Raw genomic sequence first — 18932 nt, 5'->3', positions numbered from 1 at the left:
AATAAATCTTGTCGTTAAGATATGGAGGGATGGTCGAGTTGGTTTAAGGCACCGGTCTTGAAAACCGACGTACGTGAAAGCGTACCGTGGGTTCGAATCCCACTTCCTCCACCATTTTTTAACGACATAAAATTAAGCTATGGAGAAATACTCAAGTGGCTAAAGAGGTGCCCCTGCTAAGGGTATAGACTGGGAAACTGGTGCGAGGGTTCAAATCCCTCTTTCTCCACCAGCAACATCTAACATTTGTTAGATGTTTTTTATTTTCACATAATATATTATGTTGGTAAATGTTTTCAAAAAAATATTGACAGGATATCAACATGCTGATATAATTAACCTTGTCGTTAAGATATGGAGGGATGGTCGAGTTGGTTTAAGGCACCGGTCTTGAAAACCGACGTACGTGAAAGCGTACCGTGGGTTCGAATCCCACTTCCTCCACCATTTTTTAACGACATAAAATTAAGCTATGGAGAAATACTCAAGTGGCTAAAGAGGTGCCCCTGCTAAGGGTATAGACTGGGAAACTGGTGCGAGGGTTCAAATCCCTCTTTCTCCACCAAAAGTATCTAACAATTGTTAGATACTTTTTTTACTTTATTGAATAACTACAAGGTGAATTATACGCCCACTGAAGTTTTTTATTTGTTAGGGCATGTAACTCATAGCTATAGAGGAGGGAGACTTTCCTTCTGAAAAATCGTTATATTACAAAATAAGTAATTTGATTATTGAATTAAAAGTAAATAAAAGGTATAATTATAGTATTAAAATAATAAAGAAGGCTAAAATATGTTAAAAGGTAATAAAATATTATTGAGATGTGTAGAGAGACGAGATTTGAATATATTTTATGATATTTGGGCTGATGAAGAGGTTAGGAGACTTGATGGTAATTTTAGATTGCCTCCATCTAAAGAGGATATATTAAATAATTTTAATAAGTTTATTAATCTTGATAAGAAATATCTTAGCATTATAAATGGAAAAGGCGTAGTTGTAGGATATATAACGTTTAGAGAAATTAGTGAAAGTAAAAATGTATATGTATTAGGTATAACTGTAGGTCAAAACTTTTGGAATAGAGGATATGGGCAAGATTCTGTAAAGGTTTTGTTAAAATATTTATTCATGGATATTGCTGCGCATAGAGTAGAGCTCGAAGTACTAGATTTTAATTTAAGAGCAATTCAATGTTATAAAAAATGTGGGTTTATAGAAGAAGGAAAGAAGAGAAAGACTTGCTTTTCCTATGGGAATTATAGGGATGTAATTATTATGGGAATTCTTAGAGAAGATTTTGTAAATAAAAGTTTGTAAATAAATCTTTACTCTTAGCATATAATATGGTAATATAGTAATGATATATATGCGTTGGTAGCTCAGTTGGATAGAGTAGCTGGCTACGAACCAGTTGGTCGCAGGTTCGACTCCTGTCCGACGCACCATAAGAACCCAGTAACTGTAATAGTTACTGGGTTCTGTCGTTTTTTTTGAAGGTTGTATAAAATATAAAAATGAAGAATAATTCCATATGTGAACAGAGATGCTGCAAATGGTGTACCGTACACCCTTTGTTAATGGCTATATGGCACCAAAGAAAAAACTGCACCAGTTCCAATGACTAAGGATCTAAATGTGAAAAATCTAAATTTAAAGTTAAGAACTAATTATGCATAAAAAAATAGGACTGAAAAGTTATTTCAGTCCTATTTCTTCTCCCATTAATACAGAAGTTTCAAAACCTAATTGTGTTTGGTTTAGTAAATCCTCATGAATTTTTACGACATCTTTTTTAAAAAACAGGATTACAGTGGAACCACCGAATTTGAAGTACCCTTTTTCCTCTCCTTTTGTAATTTTGGCATCTGTACTATAACTTTGAAGAATTGAACCTACGCAAGTAGCACCAACCTCCATGCAAATAACATCACCAAAGTTATCTGAGTGAAAAATGCTCCATTCTCTTTTATTTTGACAAAATAATTTTTTTATATTTTTTAATGCTATAGGGTTTACAGAATAATAATGACCTTTGATTCTAGTTGTATCGCTACAGACACCATCATCAATAAAATGAAAGCGATGATAATCAGTTGGGCATAATCTAAAGATTAAGCAGGTACCTCCATCGTACAAATTGTATACTTCATTATCTTGGAGTAGTTCTTTAAGCGAATAAGTAAAGCCTTTTACTTGGACTAAATCATTCAAGTTAATATTATCGTAAGCCAAAATTTTGCCGTCACAAGGCGAGATTAAAGCATTATTATTTTTATCAATTATTCGGGCACTTGTATTTAAAGGTCTTATAAAAAAATCATTAAAAGACGAATACTCATTATAAGTCTTAGTGTATAAAGACATATCAATATCAAAATCTTTAATAAAATCTTTGATTTTTCTAGAACTTATTTTTGTGTCGCAGTAATAACCATATAATTTTGAAAATAGCTTTTTCTTAAGTAATAACTCAACTAGTCCTTTTCCAGAAGGAGAGGAATAAGACCAATTTAAATACTTTTCACCAGCGACCTTTTCAATTTCATATTTATTTTGTTTTCTATTGTAATACTTAATCATAAAAATACCTCGTTTTTATAGTTTATGTTATAATTTGCCGGATTTTATTATAGAGATTAATAACCAAAAGCCCATAAATGCCGCAGCCAAAAAACCAGTTATACCAATAAGTGATATGTTATATATTTTAGGCCCTATATTAGAATTTAAAATTGTACAAGATCCTATAATCATTGAAGAAATAATAAGGCCAAAAACTAATCGGTTTATACCTTTATTTAATTCATTTATAGGAGCGTTTAAATTTTTATGTTCTAATTGAAGTTTAGCTCTTCCCGTTATTAGACTTTCAGATAATTCTATAATTTTTGATGGAAGTTTAAATGAATCTTTTATAAATGAATATGTATAAATAAGTAAAGTATTAGAATCTAGATTTTTTAATAAAGAAAATTTATTATTATCCTTTACATAAGGGATAGCTATATCTATTATTTTTATATCAGGAGCGATACTTGCTATTACACCTTCTAAAATTACAAGAGCTCTTATTAGAAGTGTAAAATCACGAGGTAGACGAATATTGTTTTGTTTAGCTATATTAAAGATTTCAGAGAGCATAACGGAAATCTGAATGTTGTTTAAAGAAACTGAAAGATAATTTACAATTAGATAATCTAAGTCTTCATATAGTTTATTTCTATCTACATAGCCCTTTTTTATTCCTATAGATAAAAGAGATGAAATCATTTTATTTATGTCATTAAGAACAACAGCTGATATCATATCATTTAGTGTTGATTTCAATGAATTCGAGAGACTCCCCATAATTCCAAAGTCAATAAAACAAATTTTACCTTCGCATATAAATATATTTCCGGGGTGTGGATCTCCGTGAAAAAAGCCATCTTGTAGAACTTGTTTTAAGTAAGATAAAGCTAATTTCTTACCTAAATCATCAAGATCATAATGAAAAGTTAGGAGCTTTTTCATATCATCTACTTTAAAGCCATAAATTCTTTCCATAGTTAAAACCCTAGTACTAGATAAATCTTGAACCACGTAAGGTACATATAAAAATGCAACATCTTTGTTGAGATTTTTAAAGTTATTTATATTTTTAACTTCATTGTTAAAATCAAGCTCAAGTTCAGTTGCTAAAAGTATTTCATGTAAGGCTTCTTCAGGGTCGATTGGTGAATCAGAGAATTTTGTTTTTGTGAATTTTATTATACGAACGAGTATAGAAATATCTAATTTCATCTTTTTTGCAATATCTGGTCTTTGTATTTTAACTACTACATCCCTACCATCCTTTAAGGTAGCCTTATGCACTTGAGAAATAGATGCAGAGGCTAAAGGTTCTTCGTAAAACTTTTGAAAACACTCAGTTGTTGATTTTCCAAATTGATCAAAGAATACTTTTTTTATGGTTTCAATGTTTTCTGGAAGTACGCTATCTTGGAGCTTTGACAGTTCTACTATATAAGCTGAGGGTAATAAATCTGGTCTAGTACTCAATATTTGGCCAATCTTTATAAAAGTAGGGCCAAGCTCTTCAAAGGCTTTCCTTAAATTTTCAGGGAGTTTATTTTGTTTGTTAAATTTAGAGTCTATAATATATCCAAAGCCATAAGAGCCAAGAACTTTAATAATTGTTCTAAATCGATTAACAGAATTACGTCGCATTTTATACCTCACTTAAAAATAAAAGACCTGAAAGAATAGCAGGACTTTCATTTGACTTTCATTTGTGAATTTATGGCTGAAGGGTTTCTAAATTTGATAATCTTTTATTCAAAGTTTCAATATCTTCTTTAGTTGCAAAGCTCATTTCTGAAAGGAGTAATAACATATCTTCTTTTGTCAAAGGCTTTTCTTCTTCTGTAAAAACTTTAGATTCTTCTTTTTTTCCTTTTACGGTTCTTTTTAGTTCTTCAGATAAATTCTTACCCTCTTCTAAGGTTAATTTACCCTTTTGTACAAAATCATCTATTAGATTTGTAGCTTTTTCATAAGTATATGCCGCAGATCCTAGTCCAGCGAGGAAAAAATTTTTTATATCATTATTCAATTAGAACACCTCCAGTTAATAGTATATAGTATACAGTATATACTATTAACTGTATTAAAATTCTAATAATAAATAAACACTATAAGATTTTTAATAATTAATATAAAATTTGTGTTTTAATTTATCTATAGGTTGACATACTTATAAAAGTGTAATATTATGGTTAGGTAGAAATAAAATATGCACCCGTAGCTCAGCTGGATAGAGCGTCCCCCTCCTAAGGGGAAGGTCGGAGGTTCGACTCCTCTCGTGTGCACCAAAAACTAGTAAAGTAATACTTTGCTAGTTTTTTTATTTACCGGGAAATAAAAATTATTAAAAATAATTATTTATATAACAAAGGGGTTTAAATGAAAAAACATTTTATTAATGAATCATTAAAAGAAGCCAAAAGATCATTATTATTAGGGGAAGTACCTGTAGGTGCAGTTATAGTTAAAGACAATGTAATAATTGCTAGGGCGCACAACCTCAGAGAAACGCTTCAAGATGCTACGGCCCATGCAGAAGTTTTAGCTATAAAAAAAGCCTGTGAAGTAATAGGAAGTTGGAGATTAACTGGATGTGATATGTATGTAACGTTAGAACCATGCCCTATGTGTGCAGGTGCTATATTACAGTCTAGGATAAGCAAATTATATATAGGCATCTTTGATCCTAGCGTAGGGGCTTGTGGGTCAGTTATAAATGTTCTTCAAAATGATGATTTAAATCACTGGACAGAAATAAATTGGTTATACACCGAGGAATGTGGTAATTTATTGACTGATTTTTTTAAAGATAAAAGATAGTGTAAAAGGAGGAAAACATCATGGAACAGAATATAAACAATGAAATAATGGATAAAATTACAAAAACATGTTTATGTAAGGCAATACCGAGGTCTACAATAAAAAAAGCTATACAAAATGGTGCAAGAACTGTAGAGGAAGTTCAAAAAGCTACAGGGGCGGGAACAGGCGGATGCAATGGGCATAGATGTACTCCTAAAATTGAGGAGATACTAAAACAAGAATTAGAGAAAGAACAAAATAACGCATAATAGGCGAAAAACTATATAGCTCGATATAATGAAAGCGAAGCCAAAGGGTTTCGTTTTTGTTTTTGAAGGATATTTTTATTCATAGTCTAGAATTATAAAATTTAAATTTAAAATAGTTTATATAGCTTGACAACGTTATCATAATATATTAAAATGAACACAAGCGAAAGCAAATGAAACAAATACGAATACAAACGTACATTGTTATCCCAAATATGATAAAAGGAAGATTGAAATTATGTTTGCTGAAGAAAGAAAATCAAAAATATTAGATAGTTTAAATAAGTATGGAAAAGTAAAAGTATGCGATTTATCGCAGCTATATGAAGTGTCAGAAGTTACAATTAGACGTGATCTTCAAGAATTGGAAGAAGATGAACTTATAAAAAGAGTACATGGGGGGGCTATACTAAACCGCAATACTAAATTTGAACCCACTTTTTCAGAAAAAGTAGATAAGTTTTATGATGAAAAAGAATCTGTTGGAAAGATTGCTGCATCAATGATAGTAGATGGAGATACAATAGCAATAGATGCAGGGACGACTACTCTTAGTATTGCTAAGTATATAACAGCTAAAGATATAACGGTTTTAACAAATTCTGTAGATGTAGCCTATGAACTTTCTAAAAAGCGAGATGTAGAGGTGATTGTTACTGGAGGTACATTGCGATGGGAAACGAGAGCTATGGTAGGACCAGTATCAGATAATACACTTAAAAATTTCAGAGTAGATAAAGCATTTATGGGGTCTAATGGTGTATGCATTATTAATGGGCTAACTACTCCCAATATTATTGAAGCGAGCACAAAACAAGAAATGATAAAAATTGCAAAGCAAACTATATTATTATGTGACCATACTAAATTTGGTACAGTTTATTTTGCCAAAATCGTTGATTTAGATAGTGTTGATATAATAATAACGGATAATCAATTAGATAATGAATTATTAGAAAAGTTTGAAGAAAAAGGTGTACAAATTATGACAGCAAAATAAATGGCGGTGAAAAAATGATAATAACAGTGACTCTAAACCCAGCAATAGACAAAACTATTGAAATAGATGAATTTAAAATTGGTAGTGTTAATAGAATTGTGTCTACAAGAATTGATGCTGGAGGTAAAGGTATCAATGTATCTAAAGTTATTAAGGAATTACAACATAAAAGCTTAGCTTTAGGTTTTTTAGGTGGAAACAGTGGAAATCAAATAAAAGATTATTTAGATGATTTAAATATTAAAAATGAATTTTTATCTGTTAAAGGTGAAACTAGGACTAATTTAAAGATTTTTGATAAGATTAATAATACACATACAGATATAAACGAAAGTGGTCCTAGTTTAGTAGAAGAAGATATTACTAATGTAAAACAGAAAATCGTGGGATATTGCCAGGGAAATTTTCTAGTAGTTCTTTCAGGTAGCGTTCCAAGTGGAGTGCGCGGTGATATATACGGTGAAATAATTAAAGATATAAAAAGCAAGGGTGGCAAGGTTATATTGGACGCAGATGGCGATGTGTTAATGCAGGGAATTAAAGCTGGTCCATATATGGTAAAGCCAAATATTGATGAACTTGAAAAAGCTTTTGGTGTCAGCATTAATAGCGAAGATGAAATTATTGAAACTGCTAAAAAAATATTAGAGTATGGAGTAAAATATGTAGTGATCTCGAAAGGCTCAGAAGGATCTATATTCATAAGTCGTGATAAAGTTGCAAAAGTAAATGGTTTAAAGGTAGAAGTTAAAAGTACAGTAGGGGCTGGAGATTCTATGGTCGCAGCAATGGCTGTAGCAATTGAGAATAATTATAGCTTTGAAGAAACTATAAAGCTAGCATGTGCAACAAGTACAGCTAATGTAATGACTGAGGGAACACAAACAGGAAGATTTGCTGACATAGAGAAACTAAAAAAGCAAGTAACTATAAATTACCTATAGAAAGGATGATTATTAATGAATATAACTGAATTATTAAGTGTTAATCTAATTAAACTTGAACTTACTAGTAAAACAAAAGAGGCTGTAATAAATGAGATGGTAAAAATTTTAGATGAAAATGGTAAGTTACTAGATAAAGATAAATATCTACAAGCTGTAATAGATAGAGAAAAAGAATTTTCAACAGGTATAGGTATGGGAATAGCAATTCCCCATGGTAAAAGTAGTGGAGTTAAAGAGCCGGCATTGGTATTTGGACGAAGCACAGGCGGCATTGACTATAAGTCTATGGATGATGAGCTAGCTCATGTATTCTTTTTAATAGCTGTACCAGAAGAATCAAGTAATGAGCATTTAAAGATATTAAGCCAAATTTCTAGAAAATTGATGCATAAAGAATTAAGAGATAGTTTGATGAACGCTAGTAGCCCTGAAGAAATAATTACTTTACTAGAAAAATAAACATTAGCCAACAATTTAAAAGGAGGAGAGTTCATGAAATATGTAGCTATAACTTCGTGCCCAACAGGAATAGCGCACACCTATATGGCGGCTGAAGCTCTAAAAATGGCAGGAGAGGAAATGGGCATAGAGATTAAGGTGGAAACTCAAGGCTCGGTAGGTGCAGAAGACCAGTTGACGCAGGAAGATATAAAGGAAGCTAGAGTAGTAATAATTGCAGCAGATACTAACGTTTCAAAGGAACGTTTTTCAGGGAAAACTATAATTGAAGTTGGGGTAAAAGATGCAATTAAAGACCCAAAGGGGCTTATACAAAGAGCGATAGATATAAAAGTAGAAAATAAAAAAGATTCAGAAAAAGTCAGTGATATTAAAGAAGAAAAAACTACTGAGAAAAAAGGTCCTTATAAGCACCTTATGACAGGGGTTTCTTATATGATTCCTTTCGTAGTAGCGGGGGGAATTCTAATTGCAATTTCATTTGCTTTTGGAATACTAGCGTTTAAAGAAGAAGGTAGTATTGCAGCAGCTTTAATGCAAATTGGTGGAGATTCAGCCATGGCACTTATGATTCCAATATTGGCAGGGTTTATAGCGTTCTCAATAGCGGATAGACCAGGTCTTGTACCAGGTATGGTTGGCGGTATGATTGCACTATCTTCAGGTGCAGGCTTTTTAGGGGGGATTATAGCAGGTTTCCTAGCGGGTTATACTATTGTTTTCTTAAAGAAAACAATAAAACTACCAAAATCATTAGCGGGCTTAATGCCGGTTTTAGTATTACCGGTTTTATCTTCATTGGTAGTAGGACTTGTAATGATATATGTTATAGGAAAACCTGTAGGTATAATAAATACCGGAATGGCTAGTTGGTTAAGTAATTTAAGTGGAGCAAACTCAGCTTTACTCGGAATTATTATTGGCTTAATGATGGCTATTGATATGGGTGGACCAATTAATAAGGCCGCTTATGCTTTTGGAGCAGGAACTATAGTTGCGGGCCAAACTTCTATGGTAATGGCAGCAGTAATGGCGGCAGGGATGACTCCTCCGCTAGGAATAGCTCTTGCAACAGTTATAGCAAAAAGAAAATTCACATTACAAGAAAGAGAAGCGGGGAAAGCTGCTTGGGCACTAGGGGCTGCATTTATAACAGAGGGTGCGATACCATTTGCTGCAGCAGACCCATTTAAAATGATACCGTCATTAATGGTGGGTTCAGCAACTACTGGATTACTATCTATGCTATTTAAAGCAGGGTTAGCAGTTCCTCATGGTGGAATATTCGTATTATTTATTCCTAATGCAGTTTCTAATCTAGGTGGATATATAGTATCCATAGTAGTTGGTACAATGGTAACAGCTCTTATGATTTTTTTATTAAAGAAGGATGCTGTTAAATAATTCAAAGTATTAATGGATTAAATCATTGTATTTATATGGGATATAGGGTAGCGTGTAAATTATAAAAATAAGTAAAATAAAAATTAAAAAGGGGATGTTTTTATGTACGAAGTTGAAATTGTGTTGATGAACGAGCAAGGGTTGCATGCTAGACCAGCGAGCATTGTTGCTAAAAAAGCATCAAAGTTTACTTCACATATAACTTTAATTAAGGATGAAGAAAAGTATAATGCAAAAAGTATAATAAATATATTAAGCATGGCAGCTACAAAAGGCGATAAACTCAAAATTGTTGCTAATGGAGACGATGAAGTTAAGGCTGTAGAGGAATTAAGAATAGTAATTGAAAAAGAAATTATAAACCTTTAAAAAAATCATATATAAAGTTAAATTCACTCCTAAGATAGTAAAGTATTTAAGATTGCTATAAGGAGTGAATTTAACTTATTAGGAGGTTATTTAATGAAAGGCATTGGAGTTTCGCCTGGAATAGTAATAGGAAAAGTAATATTAAAAGAAGAAAAGAAAATGATTATAGAGAAGAAAGAGATTTGGAGTTATGAAGAAGAAATTAAAAGATTTAAGACTGCTATGGAAAATAGTAAGAGTGAAATTCAGAATATATATAATAACGTATTGAAAAAATTAGGTGAAAAGGAAGCTAACATATTTGAAGCTCATTTAATGATATTAGAAGATCCAGAAATGCTTGACCAGATTGAGAAAAAAATTGAAGATGATAAAGTTAATGCTGAGTGGGCACTAAAAGAGGTTTCAGAAATGTTCATTTCTATGTTTGAAAATATGGATAATACATATATGAAAGAAAGAGCAGCAGACATCAAGGATGTAACAAGTAGACTTATGAAAAAATTGATGAACATTGAAGAGGTTAACTTTGAAGAATTAGCTAATGAGGTTATAATTGTAGCTCATGATTTAACTCCTTCAGACACATCACAGATAGATAAAAACAAGGTTTTAGGGTTTATAACGGAAATTGGTGGAGGAACTTCACATTCTGCTATAATGGCTAAGACTTTAGAAATACCAGCTATAGTAGCGGTAAAAGATATAACTAAGAAAGTAAAAAATGGAGATTTAATTGTTTTTGATGGCGAAGAGGGATTGATATATGTTAATCCAGAAGAAAAAATAGTTAATATTTATAAAGAGAAAAAAGCTGAATATAATAAAAATAAAGAAGAGTTAAACCTACTAATAGGGAAAAAAAGCATAACTACAGATGGAGTAAGAGTAGAATTGGCTGCTAATATAGGAACTCCAAAAGATTTAGAAAGTGTTATCAATAATGATTGTGAAGGGGTAGGCTTATTTAGATCTGAGTTTTTATATATGGATAGGGATTCAGCACCTACTGAAGAAGAACAATATGCAGTATACAAAGAAGTTGCAGAAAAAATGCAAAATAAACCTGTGGTTATTAGAACTTTAGATGTTGGTGGAGATAAGGAATTAGATTATTTGAAGTTACCGAAGGAAATGAATCCGTTCTTAGGATATAGAGCTATAAGAGTTTGCTTAGATAAGGTAGATATATTTAAAACGCAATTAAGAGCTATATTAAGAGCTAGTACCTTTGGAAATATTAAAATAATGTTTCCTATGATTTCTAGTATTGAAGAATTAAGAGCAGCAAAGGGTATTTTACAAGGAGTAAAAAATGATCTACAAAAGGAAAATATAGCATTTAATGAAAATTTAGAAGTTGGAATTATGATAGAGATACCTGCAGCAGCGATTATCTCTGATTTATTAGCTAAAGAGGTAGACTTTTTTAGTATAGGAACTAATGATCTTATTCAATATACAACTGCGGTAGATAGAATGAATGAAAAAATATCACATTTATATACTCCATTTCATCCAGCTTTACTAAGGCTCGTAAAAATGGTTATAGATAATGCTCATAAAGAAAATAAATGGGTTGGTATGTGTGGCGAAGTAGCAGGGAATCCTAAATTAGTACCTATTCTAATTGGAATGGGATTAGATGAATTTAGCATGAGTCCTATATCTATTTTAAGAGCAAGAGGAATTATTAGAAATATATCTCAAGGCGAAATGAGAAGTTTAGCGGAGCAAGTTGTTAACTTGCCAACAGCTGAAGAAGTTGAAGAATTCATAGAAAAAAGCATAAATGTAAAATAGTAAAACACGGCATATGAAAAAAATGGGTTAGTATAATGAGTTGTTATTTATTCTCATGTACTAGGATTTTTTTAAAATAAATAGAGAATTCTATAATATAGAGTTCTCTATTTATTTAAATTTTAAATATTTATCTTTACTTTTTTATCATAGTCATACACAATTGTTATGAGACTTATATAGAGAGTCAAGTTCAATTTAAAACTTGATTTTTTATTATCTGTATTAATGGTTTTATGAACAAATGACGAAATATTAATATAAAAGGAGAGGTTACTTATGGAACCAATAGCTTTTAATATATTTGGACTCACAATTAGATGGTACGGTATTCTTATTTCGATAGGAATGATGGTTGGAATTATATTGGCAAATTACACTTGTAAGTTAAAAGATGTTGATTATGATGAATTTCTAAATATTGTACTAATATCTTTCCCAATAGCGATTATTGGAGCTAGAGCTTATTATGTGATTTTTGAATTTAATCAATATAAAGATAATTTAATAGAAGTGTTCAATACACGTCAAGGTGGGCTTGCTATCCATGGTGGGATTATATTTGGTATGATAGCAGCGTTAATATATACAAGATATAAAAAAGAGAATCTTTTAGAATTTGTAGATGTAGCAGCACCATCTATAATTATTGCACAGGCTATAGGCAGATGGGGGAATTTCTTTAATAGTGAAGCTCATGGTGGGCCGGTTACTCAAGGCTTTATAAGCAAATTCCCGGATTTTATACAAAATGGAATGTTAATAGAAGGAGTTTATTATCACCCAACGTTTCTTTATGAATCAGTATGGAATGTTATGGTAGGTTTATTGCTGATTTATTTATTAACAAAAACACTTAAGAGAGGAACGGTGTTTTTTAGCTATATAGGATTATATTCCTTAGGAAGATTCTTTATAGAAGGATTAAGAACTGATAGTTTAATGTTTGGAGATCTAAGGGTAGCACAGCTAATAAGCTTAGTAGGAATTGCTTTATGGGTTATATTTCTTGCTATAAACTGTAAGAGAAGGGATTCATGCCACTAATTTATAATAATCATTATAAATTATACAAATAATTATTTAAATATGTATATATATAAGTAGATTGAGAAATATAAGATAATACAATATTAATGATTAGAAAAAAATTCGAAAAATATTTTAGCAATTAACTATTGAAATTACTATTTATTAATAGTATAATTATTTATGTTGCACTACTTATGTGTATACAAAGATTAAAACAATTTATGGAGAGATGTCCGAGTGGCTTAAGGAGCATGCCTGGAAAGCGTGTGTAGGGGCGACTCTACCGAGGGTTCGAATCCCTCTTTTTCCACCAGTTTATATTTCCGTACTAGCCGGGGAGTTAGCGGTGCCCTGTAACCTGCAATCCGCTACAGCAGGGGTGAATTCCTCGCATAGGTTATAAAATGTGTGGTCTGCCCTATATAAGTGGTGTTGAGAACTTGGTCCCACGCAATGGAAATTCATGAACCCCGTGAGATCCGGAAGGAAGCAGCGGTAAGTGAAACCTTCCATGTGCCGTGGAGCAACCTGGTTTGAGCTAACTGTATAGGTAACGCGCATAGTTTATATATCGAAGCGAGGTGTACGGTTTACATAAAAAATATAAGATGCCTATAAAGGCATCTTTTTTATTGTGCGCCCGGCATGGGCGCAATCTAATGGGTGAAAGTCCCTAGCACGGGTTAATAGTGCCAAGTGCATAGCTTAAGACAAGGGTGTCCATCGTGAGATGGAATCTGAAGGAAGTTGGCGGCCAAACTCCGGTCTGACGAACAGAAACTACATATAAGGCATATGCTTGTGGGTAAGTTTGCAATACAAAACGAAGCCCAAAACTATTCGAAACAAGTGGTGTAAATGTAGCAGATAGATGGAGTGAAAGATTGCGTTCTTACCCGGGGAGATCTGATAGGTAAGTTGTGGATATGAATTTAGAAATAACAACCCATACAGTGATGTATGGCTGAACTATCAGAAGTCAGCAGACGTCATAGTACCATGCAAAACGCGTTAGCGTGGGAAGGACTGAACAATAGGAGGTTTTGGAATTTTGAAGGATACGAGAAAATATGATAAAAGCAGACAACTTCATAAAGAAGGCTCTCTACGAGAGAATAGAGTGGAACTCGAAGGTAATGTAGAAGTGCATAGTATTTCCTCTATGTCAGAAGAAGGAAGAAACGATGTGAATGAATATGATAATGGTTTACTCGAGCAGATATTATCGAGAGATAATATGAATAAAGCATATAAAAGAGTAAAAGCCAATAAAGGAAGTCATGGGATTGATGGTTTGACAGTAGATGAACTTCTACATTATCTAAAAGAGCATGGACAAGAATTAAGGCAATCATTATTAGAAAGTAGATATAGACCTCTAGCCGTAAGAAGGGTAGAAATACCAAAACCTGACGGTGGAATTAGGCTACTTGGAATACCTACTGTATTAGATAGAGTTATTCAACAAGCGATATCACAAACTCTAATACCAGTATATGAAAAGAAATTTTCTGATAATAGTTACGGTTTTAGACCTTTAAGAAGTGGAAAACAAGCTGTTGAAAAATGTAGGGGATATATTAATGCTGGACATACATGGACGGTGAATATAGACCTTTCTAAATACTTTGATACGATAAATCATGATAAATTAATAAGGATACTATCGGAAGATATTAAAGATAGTAGAGTAATTTCTCTGATACGAAAGTATCTACAAAGTGGAGTGATGATAAATGGGGTATTTATGAATACAGAAGAAGGAGCACCTCAAGGCGGGCCTTTGTCCCCATTATTAAGTAACGTAATGTTACATGAACTCGATGTAGAACTAACAAAACGAGGACTAAACTTTTGTAGATATGCTGATGATGCGAATATATACGTCAAAAGTGAGAAATCAGCAAATAGAGTAATGAAGAGTATTACGAGATTTATTGAGGAAAAGTTAAAGCTTAGAGTGAATAAAGAAAAGAGTACAGTAGATAGACCTTGGAAACTTAAATTTTTAGGATTTTCATTTTACCGGGCAAAAGGTGAATACAGAATGAGAGTTCCTCAAAAACCTATAATCAAATTCAAAGCAAAGCTAAAAGAATTAACTTCAAGAAGTAATGCGATGAGCATGAAATATAGGTTTATGAAACTTAAGCAAGTGATAGTTGGATGGATAAATTATTTTGCTATTGCAGACATTAAAAGTATTCTTAAAACACTTGATGAATGGTTAAGGCGAAGAATTAGAATGTGTTTTTGGAAACAATGGAAAAAGATTAAAACAAAATATGGGAACCTTGTTAAATTAGGAATACCAAACAATAAAGCTTTGCAATATGCAAATACAAGGAAAGGCTATTGGAGAACATCCAATAGCCCTATATTAAACAAAACATTGACCAATAAATACCTTAAAAATATAGGATTAGTTTCTATATCTGAGACATATTTATTAAAACATTAATTTCTATTGAACCGCCGTGTACCGAACGGTATTCACGGTGGTGTGAGAGGTCGCTAAATAAATTAATTATTTAGCTCCTACTCGATTGTTTGAGAATTATAAATAAAATTTAAATTAATTGTTAAATATAAATTAGTCATGTGGAATATGATTTTATTTTTTATATAAATATAAACTAATATTTTGATTTAAATGATATAATTATTTAAATAAGAGAATACGGGATTTTAATAGTTAAGTTTACAAATCAATAAGGAATTGCGATAAAAACAAATACCATACTTAAAAGAGGTGAAATTTGTGGCGTATAAAGCTTTATATAGAGAATGGAGACCAAAAACTTTTCAAGATGTAGTAGGTCAGGAGCATGTGACTATAACTTTAAAAAATCAAATAAATAGCGAGCGAATAGCTCACGCATATCTTTTATGTGGCACAAGAGGAACGGGAAAAACTTCAACAGCTAAGATACTAGCGAAAGCGGTTAATTGCTTAAATTCGGATCATGGAGAGCCTTGCAATGAATGTGAAATGTGTAAGAAGATAAATGCAGGAACAGCGATAGATGTTACTGAGCTAGACGCGGCATCACACAATGGAGTAGATAATATTCGCGATATAATTGAGGATGTTCAGTATCCACCACAGGAAGCTAGGTATAAAGTTTATATTATAGATGAGGTTCATATGTTATCCATAGGGGCAGTTAATGCATTCTTAAAAACACTAGAGGAACCGCCGAGCCACATAATATTTATATTAGCCACAACTGATCCTCAAAAATTACCAATAACAATACTATCAAGATGCCAGAGATTTGACTTTAAAAGAATAAAAAGTGCAGATATATTTGAAAGACTTCGAAAAATTGTTGAGCAGCAAGGCATTTTTGTCGACGATAATAGTTTAAAATTAATATCAAGAATTTCTGATGGAGCAATGAGAGACGCCCTAAGCGTTCTAGACCAAGCCATATCAATGAATGACGGCAGGGTAGAATATGATAATGTTATAGATATGTTAGGACTTGTAACGTCTGAGAGTCTTATAAAACTTTCGGAAAGTGTAATAGATAGGAATATTGAAGGGGCAATAAAGGTCATAAATGAAATAGTTATTAGTGGTAAGGATATATATGTATTTATAAAAGATATGACCACTCATATGAGAAATCTTTTGATGGCTAAAGTAAGTGAAAATGTAGAGGATATTTTAGATATGTCCAGTGAAAATATATATATTTTAAAAAGGCAAGCAGCTAAAATTAGAGTAGAAGAGATTATGAGAAATATAAAGATACTTCAAGATGCGCAGGAACAAGCTAAATGGAGTAAGCAAAATAGAATTTATTTAGAGCTTGCAGTTATTAAAATGTGCAAAATAGAGTATGACACATCAAAAGAAGTACTATTATCTAGAATAAACAAATTAGAGGAAATAATTAAACAAGGAAAGATAACTGTAGCATGTGAAAGTGTAACTCCTAGAGTTTCCGAAAAGAGTAGTCCCTTAAAAGGTAAAACAAATAAAAAAACAGAAATAAGACCAGTACAAAAGCATAATGCTAACTCTAATTTAACCGTCGACATTGTAAAAAAATCTTTTAAGGATATTTTAGATATGTTTAAAGCACGAAGACATATGGTTATATATGCGTCTTTAATGACAGGAGAAATTGTGTCATGCGATGGAGGTGTAATAGAACTAGGTTACGAAAAGCAATATGCCTTTAATAAAATTAGATTAGAGAAAGAGGATAATAGGAATATAATAGAAGAAATATTTTCTGAATCACTAAAAGAACCAGTAAAAATAAAATATACTATAGAATCTGATGAAATACAGGCTAGATCACCTGAGGATATACTAAAAGAAACATTTGGAGAAGATCTTGTGGAAGTACTAGATGAATAAAGTCTAGGATCCTAGAATAAATGCATATTATTAATAAAAAATATTTATTTATTTAATGGAAATTATTATAGGTATTAGTATATAATAATATAGAAAGTTATAATGGATTAGCAATATGTTTCCTTTTAGATTATAAACTTTTAAATTAAATTTTAGTAGTTGCAAATCTAGAGGAGATAAATATTATAATATTAACTTGAATAACTAATATATAGGAGGTAACTATTATGGCAAAAGGTGGATTTCCAGGTATGGGTGGAAATATGAATAGTTTAATGAAGCAAGCTCAAAAATTTCAAAAACAAATGGAAGATATGCAAAAAGACTTAGGAGACAAGAAATTTGAATCATCTGTTGGCGGTGGAGCGGTAACCGCGATAGCTAACGGAAAGAGACAACTTGTTGAAGTGAAGATAAAACCAGAAGTAGTAGATCCAGATGATATTGAAATGCTAGAAGATTTAATTATGAGTGCTTGTAATGAAGCTCTAAAGAAAGCAGAAGATGAATCAAGTAATGAAATGGGTAAATTAACAGGTGGAATGAACATGCCAGGAATGTTCTAATAAACAGTAGCTTAAAAACTACATTGTTATGAGGTGACTAGATTGGATTTATATCCAGTAGCAATAGAAAAACTTATAGAAGAATTTGCCAAATTGCCTGGTATAGGGCGAAAAACAGCTCAGAGGCTGGCTTTATTTGTTCTAAATCTTCCAAAGGAAGAAGTAGAAGAGTTTGCTCATGCACTGGTAGAAGCTAGAGGGACCGTAAAATACTGTTCTATATGCGGAAGTTTTACAGATACAAACCCTTGCGCAATTTGTTCTAACCCTAATAGGGATAAGAGCACCATATGTGTAGTTGAAGATCCAAAAGATATTATGACTATGGAAAAAGTAAGGGAATTTAATGGGGTTTATCATGTTCTTCATGGGACAATATCGCCTATGTCAGGAAGGGGCCCTGAAGATATAAAATTAAGAGAACTGATAAGAAGGATTAATGGAGAAGTTAGCGAAGTAATAGTAGCAACGAATCCCAACATAGAGGGGGAAGCTACAGCTATGTATATATCTAAAATATTAAAACCTTTAGGCGCAAAAGTCACAAGGATTGCACATGGTATCCCCGTTGGTGGAGATTTAGAATATATAGATGAAGTAACCCTTTCTAAAGCTTTAGAAGGAAGAAAAGAAATATAGAATATTACTCCTGTTTTATGTCAAGAATTTAGAGAAGATATAAAATGGGAGGTTTTTATTATGAATAGAAAAAAAATAATTGAAATATTATTTTCAACTTTAAAATATACACAGGAACAAAAGGATATTATTATCCAATTAGAAGAAGCCAAACTTGAGTGGGAAACTGCAAAAAAATACTTTCAAGTGGCAGATGACCCTAGACTTGTAGACTATGCAATTTATAGAGAAGATCAATCTAAAGCTAGATACATATATTTTTTATTGGAAGCTAGAAGAAAGGGTGTAACTATTGATGCTAGCTACATGATCGAGGAGATTGGTGCTAGCATGAAGAGATAAAAAAAATTTAAAGTAAGTTAGAAACATAATAAAAAAAGGGAAATTAAAGATTTACATAGGGGGATTGAGATATGGATATAGCATTATATTTTTTAATTGGTATAGTGGGGATGTTAATTGTAGTCAAGCTCTTTTCTTGGCCACTAAAAATACTGGTTAAATTAATATTGAATTGTGTTTTTGGTGTCTTACTATTGCTGCTTGCTAATTTTCTAGGCAAGTATGTAGGTATAGTAATTCCAATAAATGCTGTAACGGCACTAATTGCAGGATTTTTAGGAGTACCAGGAGTAATATTTTTAATAATTTTTAGAATGTTAATGTGATGTTACCGTAGTAGTGGTGGTTTATATA

19 protein-coding genes, 7 tRNA genes and 1 other RNA gene are annotated in these 18932 nt (G+C 31.9%); 24 read left to right on the top strand and 3 right to left on the bottom strand.

The features are described from left to right. The first annotated feature begins 23 nt into the window (after positions 1-23). From KTC92_RS12600 to KTC92_RS12575, 6 genes are all read left to right on the top strand, one after another. Positions 24-114: transfer RNA gene (locus KTC92_RS12600), tRNA-Ser, on the top strand. 27 nt (positions 115-141) lie between these two features. Further along, positions 142-232 (top strand) — tRNA-Ser (locus KTC92_RS12595). Between the two features lie 124 nt (positions 233-356). Beyond that, a tRNA-Ser gene (locus tag KTC92_RS12590) sits at positions 357-447 on the top strand. Positions 448-474: 27 nt separating this feature from the next. Further along, positions 475-565 (top strand) — tRNA-Ser (locus tag KTC92_RS12585). Positions 566-795: 230 nt separating this feature from the next. Then, positions 796-1323, top strand: coding sequence for a GNAT family N-acetyltransferase (locus tag KTC92_RS12580; protein ID WP_216304412.1), 528 nt, complete (start codon positions 796-798; stop codon positions 1321-1323). 51 nt (positions 1324-1374) lie between these two features. Beyond that, a tRNA-Arg gene (locus KTC92_RS12575) sits at positions 1375-1451 on the top strand. A 250-nt stretch (positions 1452-1701) separates the two neighbouring features. Here KTC92_RS12575 and KTC92_RS12570 read toward each other — a convergent pair. The 3 genes from KTC92_RS12570 to KTC92_RS12560 all read right to left on the bottom strand — a co-directional run bounded on the left by KTC92_RS12570 (position 1702) and on the right by KTC92_RS12560 (position 4600). After that, complete coding sequence (locus KTC92_RS12570; protein ID WP_216304413.1) at positions 1702-2586, bottom strand: phosphatidylserine decarboxylase; 885 nt, start codon at positions 2584-2586, stop codon at positions 1702-1704. Positions 2587-2613: 27 nt separating this feature from the next. Continuing rightward, positions 2614-4215: an AarF/ABC1/UbiB kinase family protein gene (locus KTC92_RS12565; protein WP_165414905.1), complete on the bottom strand. Its 1602-nt coding sequence runs from the start codon at positions 4213-4215 to the stop codon at positions 2614-2616. Positions 4216-4285: 70 nt separating this feature from the next. Further along, positions 4286-4600 (bottom strand): phasin family protein, encoded by a 315-nt coding sequence (locus tag KTC92_RS12560; protein WP_216304414.1) that lies wholly within the window; start codon positions 4598-4600, stop codon positions 4286-4288. 182 nt (positions 4601-4782) lie between these two features. Here KTC92_RS12560 and KTC92_RS12555 point away from each other — a divergent pair. The 18 genes from KTC92_RS12555 to KTC92_RS12470 all read left to right on the top strand — a co-directional run bounded on the left by KTC92_RS12555 (position 4783) and on the right by KTC92_RS12470 (position 18904). Next, positions 4783-4859: transfer RNA gene (locus tag KTC92_RS12555), tRNA-Arg, on the top strand. A gap of 91 nt (positions 4860-4950) precedes the next feature. Continuing rightward, a complete protein-coding gene (locus KTC92_RS12550) occupies positions 4951-5391 on the top strand; it encodes a nucleoside deaminase (protein ID WP_220287564.1) in 441 nt (146 codons plus the stop codon). Between the two features lie 20 nt (positions 5392-5411). After that, a complete protein-coding gene (locus KTC92_RS12545) occupies positions 5412-5642 on the top strand; it encodes a (2Fe-2S)-binding protein (RefSeq protein WP_220287561.1) in 231 nt (76 codons plus the stop codon). A gap of 238 nt (positions 5643-5880) precedes the next feature. Then, positions 5881-6642 carry a DeoR/GlpR family DNA-binding transcription regulator gene (locus KTC92_RS12540; protein ID WP_216304568.1) on the top strand — a complete coding sequence of 254 codons (762 nt, stop codon included), beginning with the start codon at positions 5881-5883 and terminating at the stop codon, positions 6640-6642. A gap of 14 nt (positions 6643-6656) precedes the next feature. Continuing rightward, on the top strand, positions 6657-7586 hold the full coding sequence (gene pfkB, locus KTC92_RS12535) for a 1-phosphofructokinase (RefSeq protein WP_216304569.1): 930 nt from the start codon (positions 6657-6659) through the stop codon (positions 7584-7586). A 15-nt stretch (positions 7587-7601) separates the two neighbouring features. Beyond that, the gene (locus KTC92_RS12530; RefSeq protein WP_165414897.1) at positions 7602-8048 is read left to right on the top strand and encodes a PTS sugar transporter subunit IIA; all 447 of its coding nucleotides are present in this window, start codon (positions 7602-7604) and stop codon (positions 8046-8048) included. Between the two features lie 33 nt (positions 8049-8081). Next, a complete protein-coding gene (locus KTC92_RS12525) occupies positions 8082-9452 on the top strand; it encodes a PTS fructose transporter subunit IIC (RefSeq protein ID WP_216304570.1) in 1371 nt (456 codons plus the stop codon). 102 nt (positions 9453-9554) lie between these two features. Beyond that, positions 9555-9821: an HPr family phosphocarrier protein gene (locus KTC92_RS12520; protein WP_165414899.1), complete on the top strand. Its 267-nt coding sequence runs from the start codon at positions 9555-9557 to the stop codon at positions 9819-9821. Between the two features lie 93 nt (positions 9822-9914). Next, positions 9915-11624, top strand: a complete 1710-nt coding sequence (gene ptsP, locus KTC92_RS12515) for a phosphoenolpyruvate--protein phosphotransferase (protein ID WP_220287559.1) — start codon at positions 9915-9917, stop codon at positions 11622-11624. A 279-nt stretch (positions 11625-11903) separates the two neighbouring features. Continuing rightward, entirely contained in the window at positions 11904-12671 is a 768-nt protein-coding gene (gene lgt, locus KTC92_RS12510; RefSeq protein WP_220287557.1) for a prolipoprotein diacylglyceryl transferase, read from the top strand. Between the two features lie 208 nt (positions 12672-12879). Next, positions 12880-12969: transfer RNA gene (locus tag KTC92_RS12505), tRNA-Ser, on the top strand. 10 nt (positions 12970-12979) lie between these two features. Next, an RNA gene (gene ffs / locus KTC92_RS12500) (signal recognition particle sRNA large type) lies at positions 12980-13245 on the top strand. A gap of 462 nt (positions 13246-13707) precedes the next feature. Continuing rightward, a complete protein-coding gene (gene ltrA / locus KTC92_RS12495) occupies positions 13708-15117 on the top strand; it encodes a group II intron reverse transcriptase/maturase (RefSeq protein ID WP_258280593.1) in 1410 nt (469 codons plus the stop codon). 300 nt (positions 15118-15417) lie between these two features. Further along, complete coding sequence (dnaX, locus tag KTC92_RS12490) at positions 15418-17031, top strand: DNA polymerase III subunit gamma/tau (protein WP_220287849.1); 1614 nt, start codon at positions 15418-15420, stop codon at positions 17029-17031. A 227-nt stretch (positions 17032-17258) separates the two neighbouring features. Beyond that, on the top strand, positions 17259-17597 hold the full coding sequence (locus tag KTC92_RS12485) for a YbaB/EbfC family nucleoid-associated protein (protein WP_165414974.1): 339 nt from the start codon (positions 17259-17261) through the stop codon (positions 17595-17597). A gap of 42 nt (positions 17598-17639) precedes the next feature. Further along, entirely contained in the window at positions 17640-18236 is a 597-nt protein-coding gene (gene recR, locus KTC92_RS12480; RefSeq protein ID WP_165414975.1) for a recombination mediator RecR, read from the top strand. 60 nt (positions 18237-18296) lie between these two features. Continuing rightward, complete coding sequence (locus tag KTC92_RS12475) at positions 18297-18578, top strand: DUF2508 family protein (RefSeq protein ID WP_216304594.1); 282 nt, start codon at positions 18297-18299, stop codon at positions 18576-18578. 71 nt (positions 18579-18649) lie between these two features. Further along, a complete protein-coding gene (locus tag KTC92_RS12470) occupies positions 18650-18904 on the top strand; it encodes a pro-sigmaK processing inhibitor BofA family protein (protein ID WP_216304595.1) in 255 nt (84 codons plus the stop codon). Positions 18905-18932 lie beyond the last annotated feature (28 nt).

The sequence above is a fragment of the Clostridium sp. CM027 genome, assembly GCF_024730565.1.
In the GTDB taxonomy this organism is placed as follows: Bacteria; Bacillota; Clostridia; order Clostridiales; family Clostridiaceae; genus Clostridium_AD; species Clostridium_AD estertheticum_B.
The sequence above is the reverse complement of the archived record's forward strand: the minus strand, read 5'-3'. Positions and strand labels throughout refer to the sequence as shown.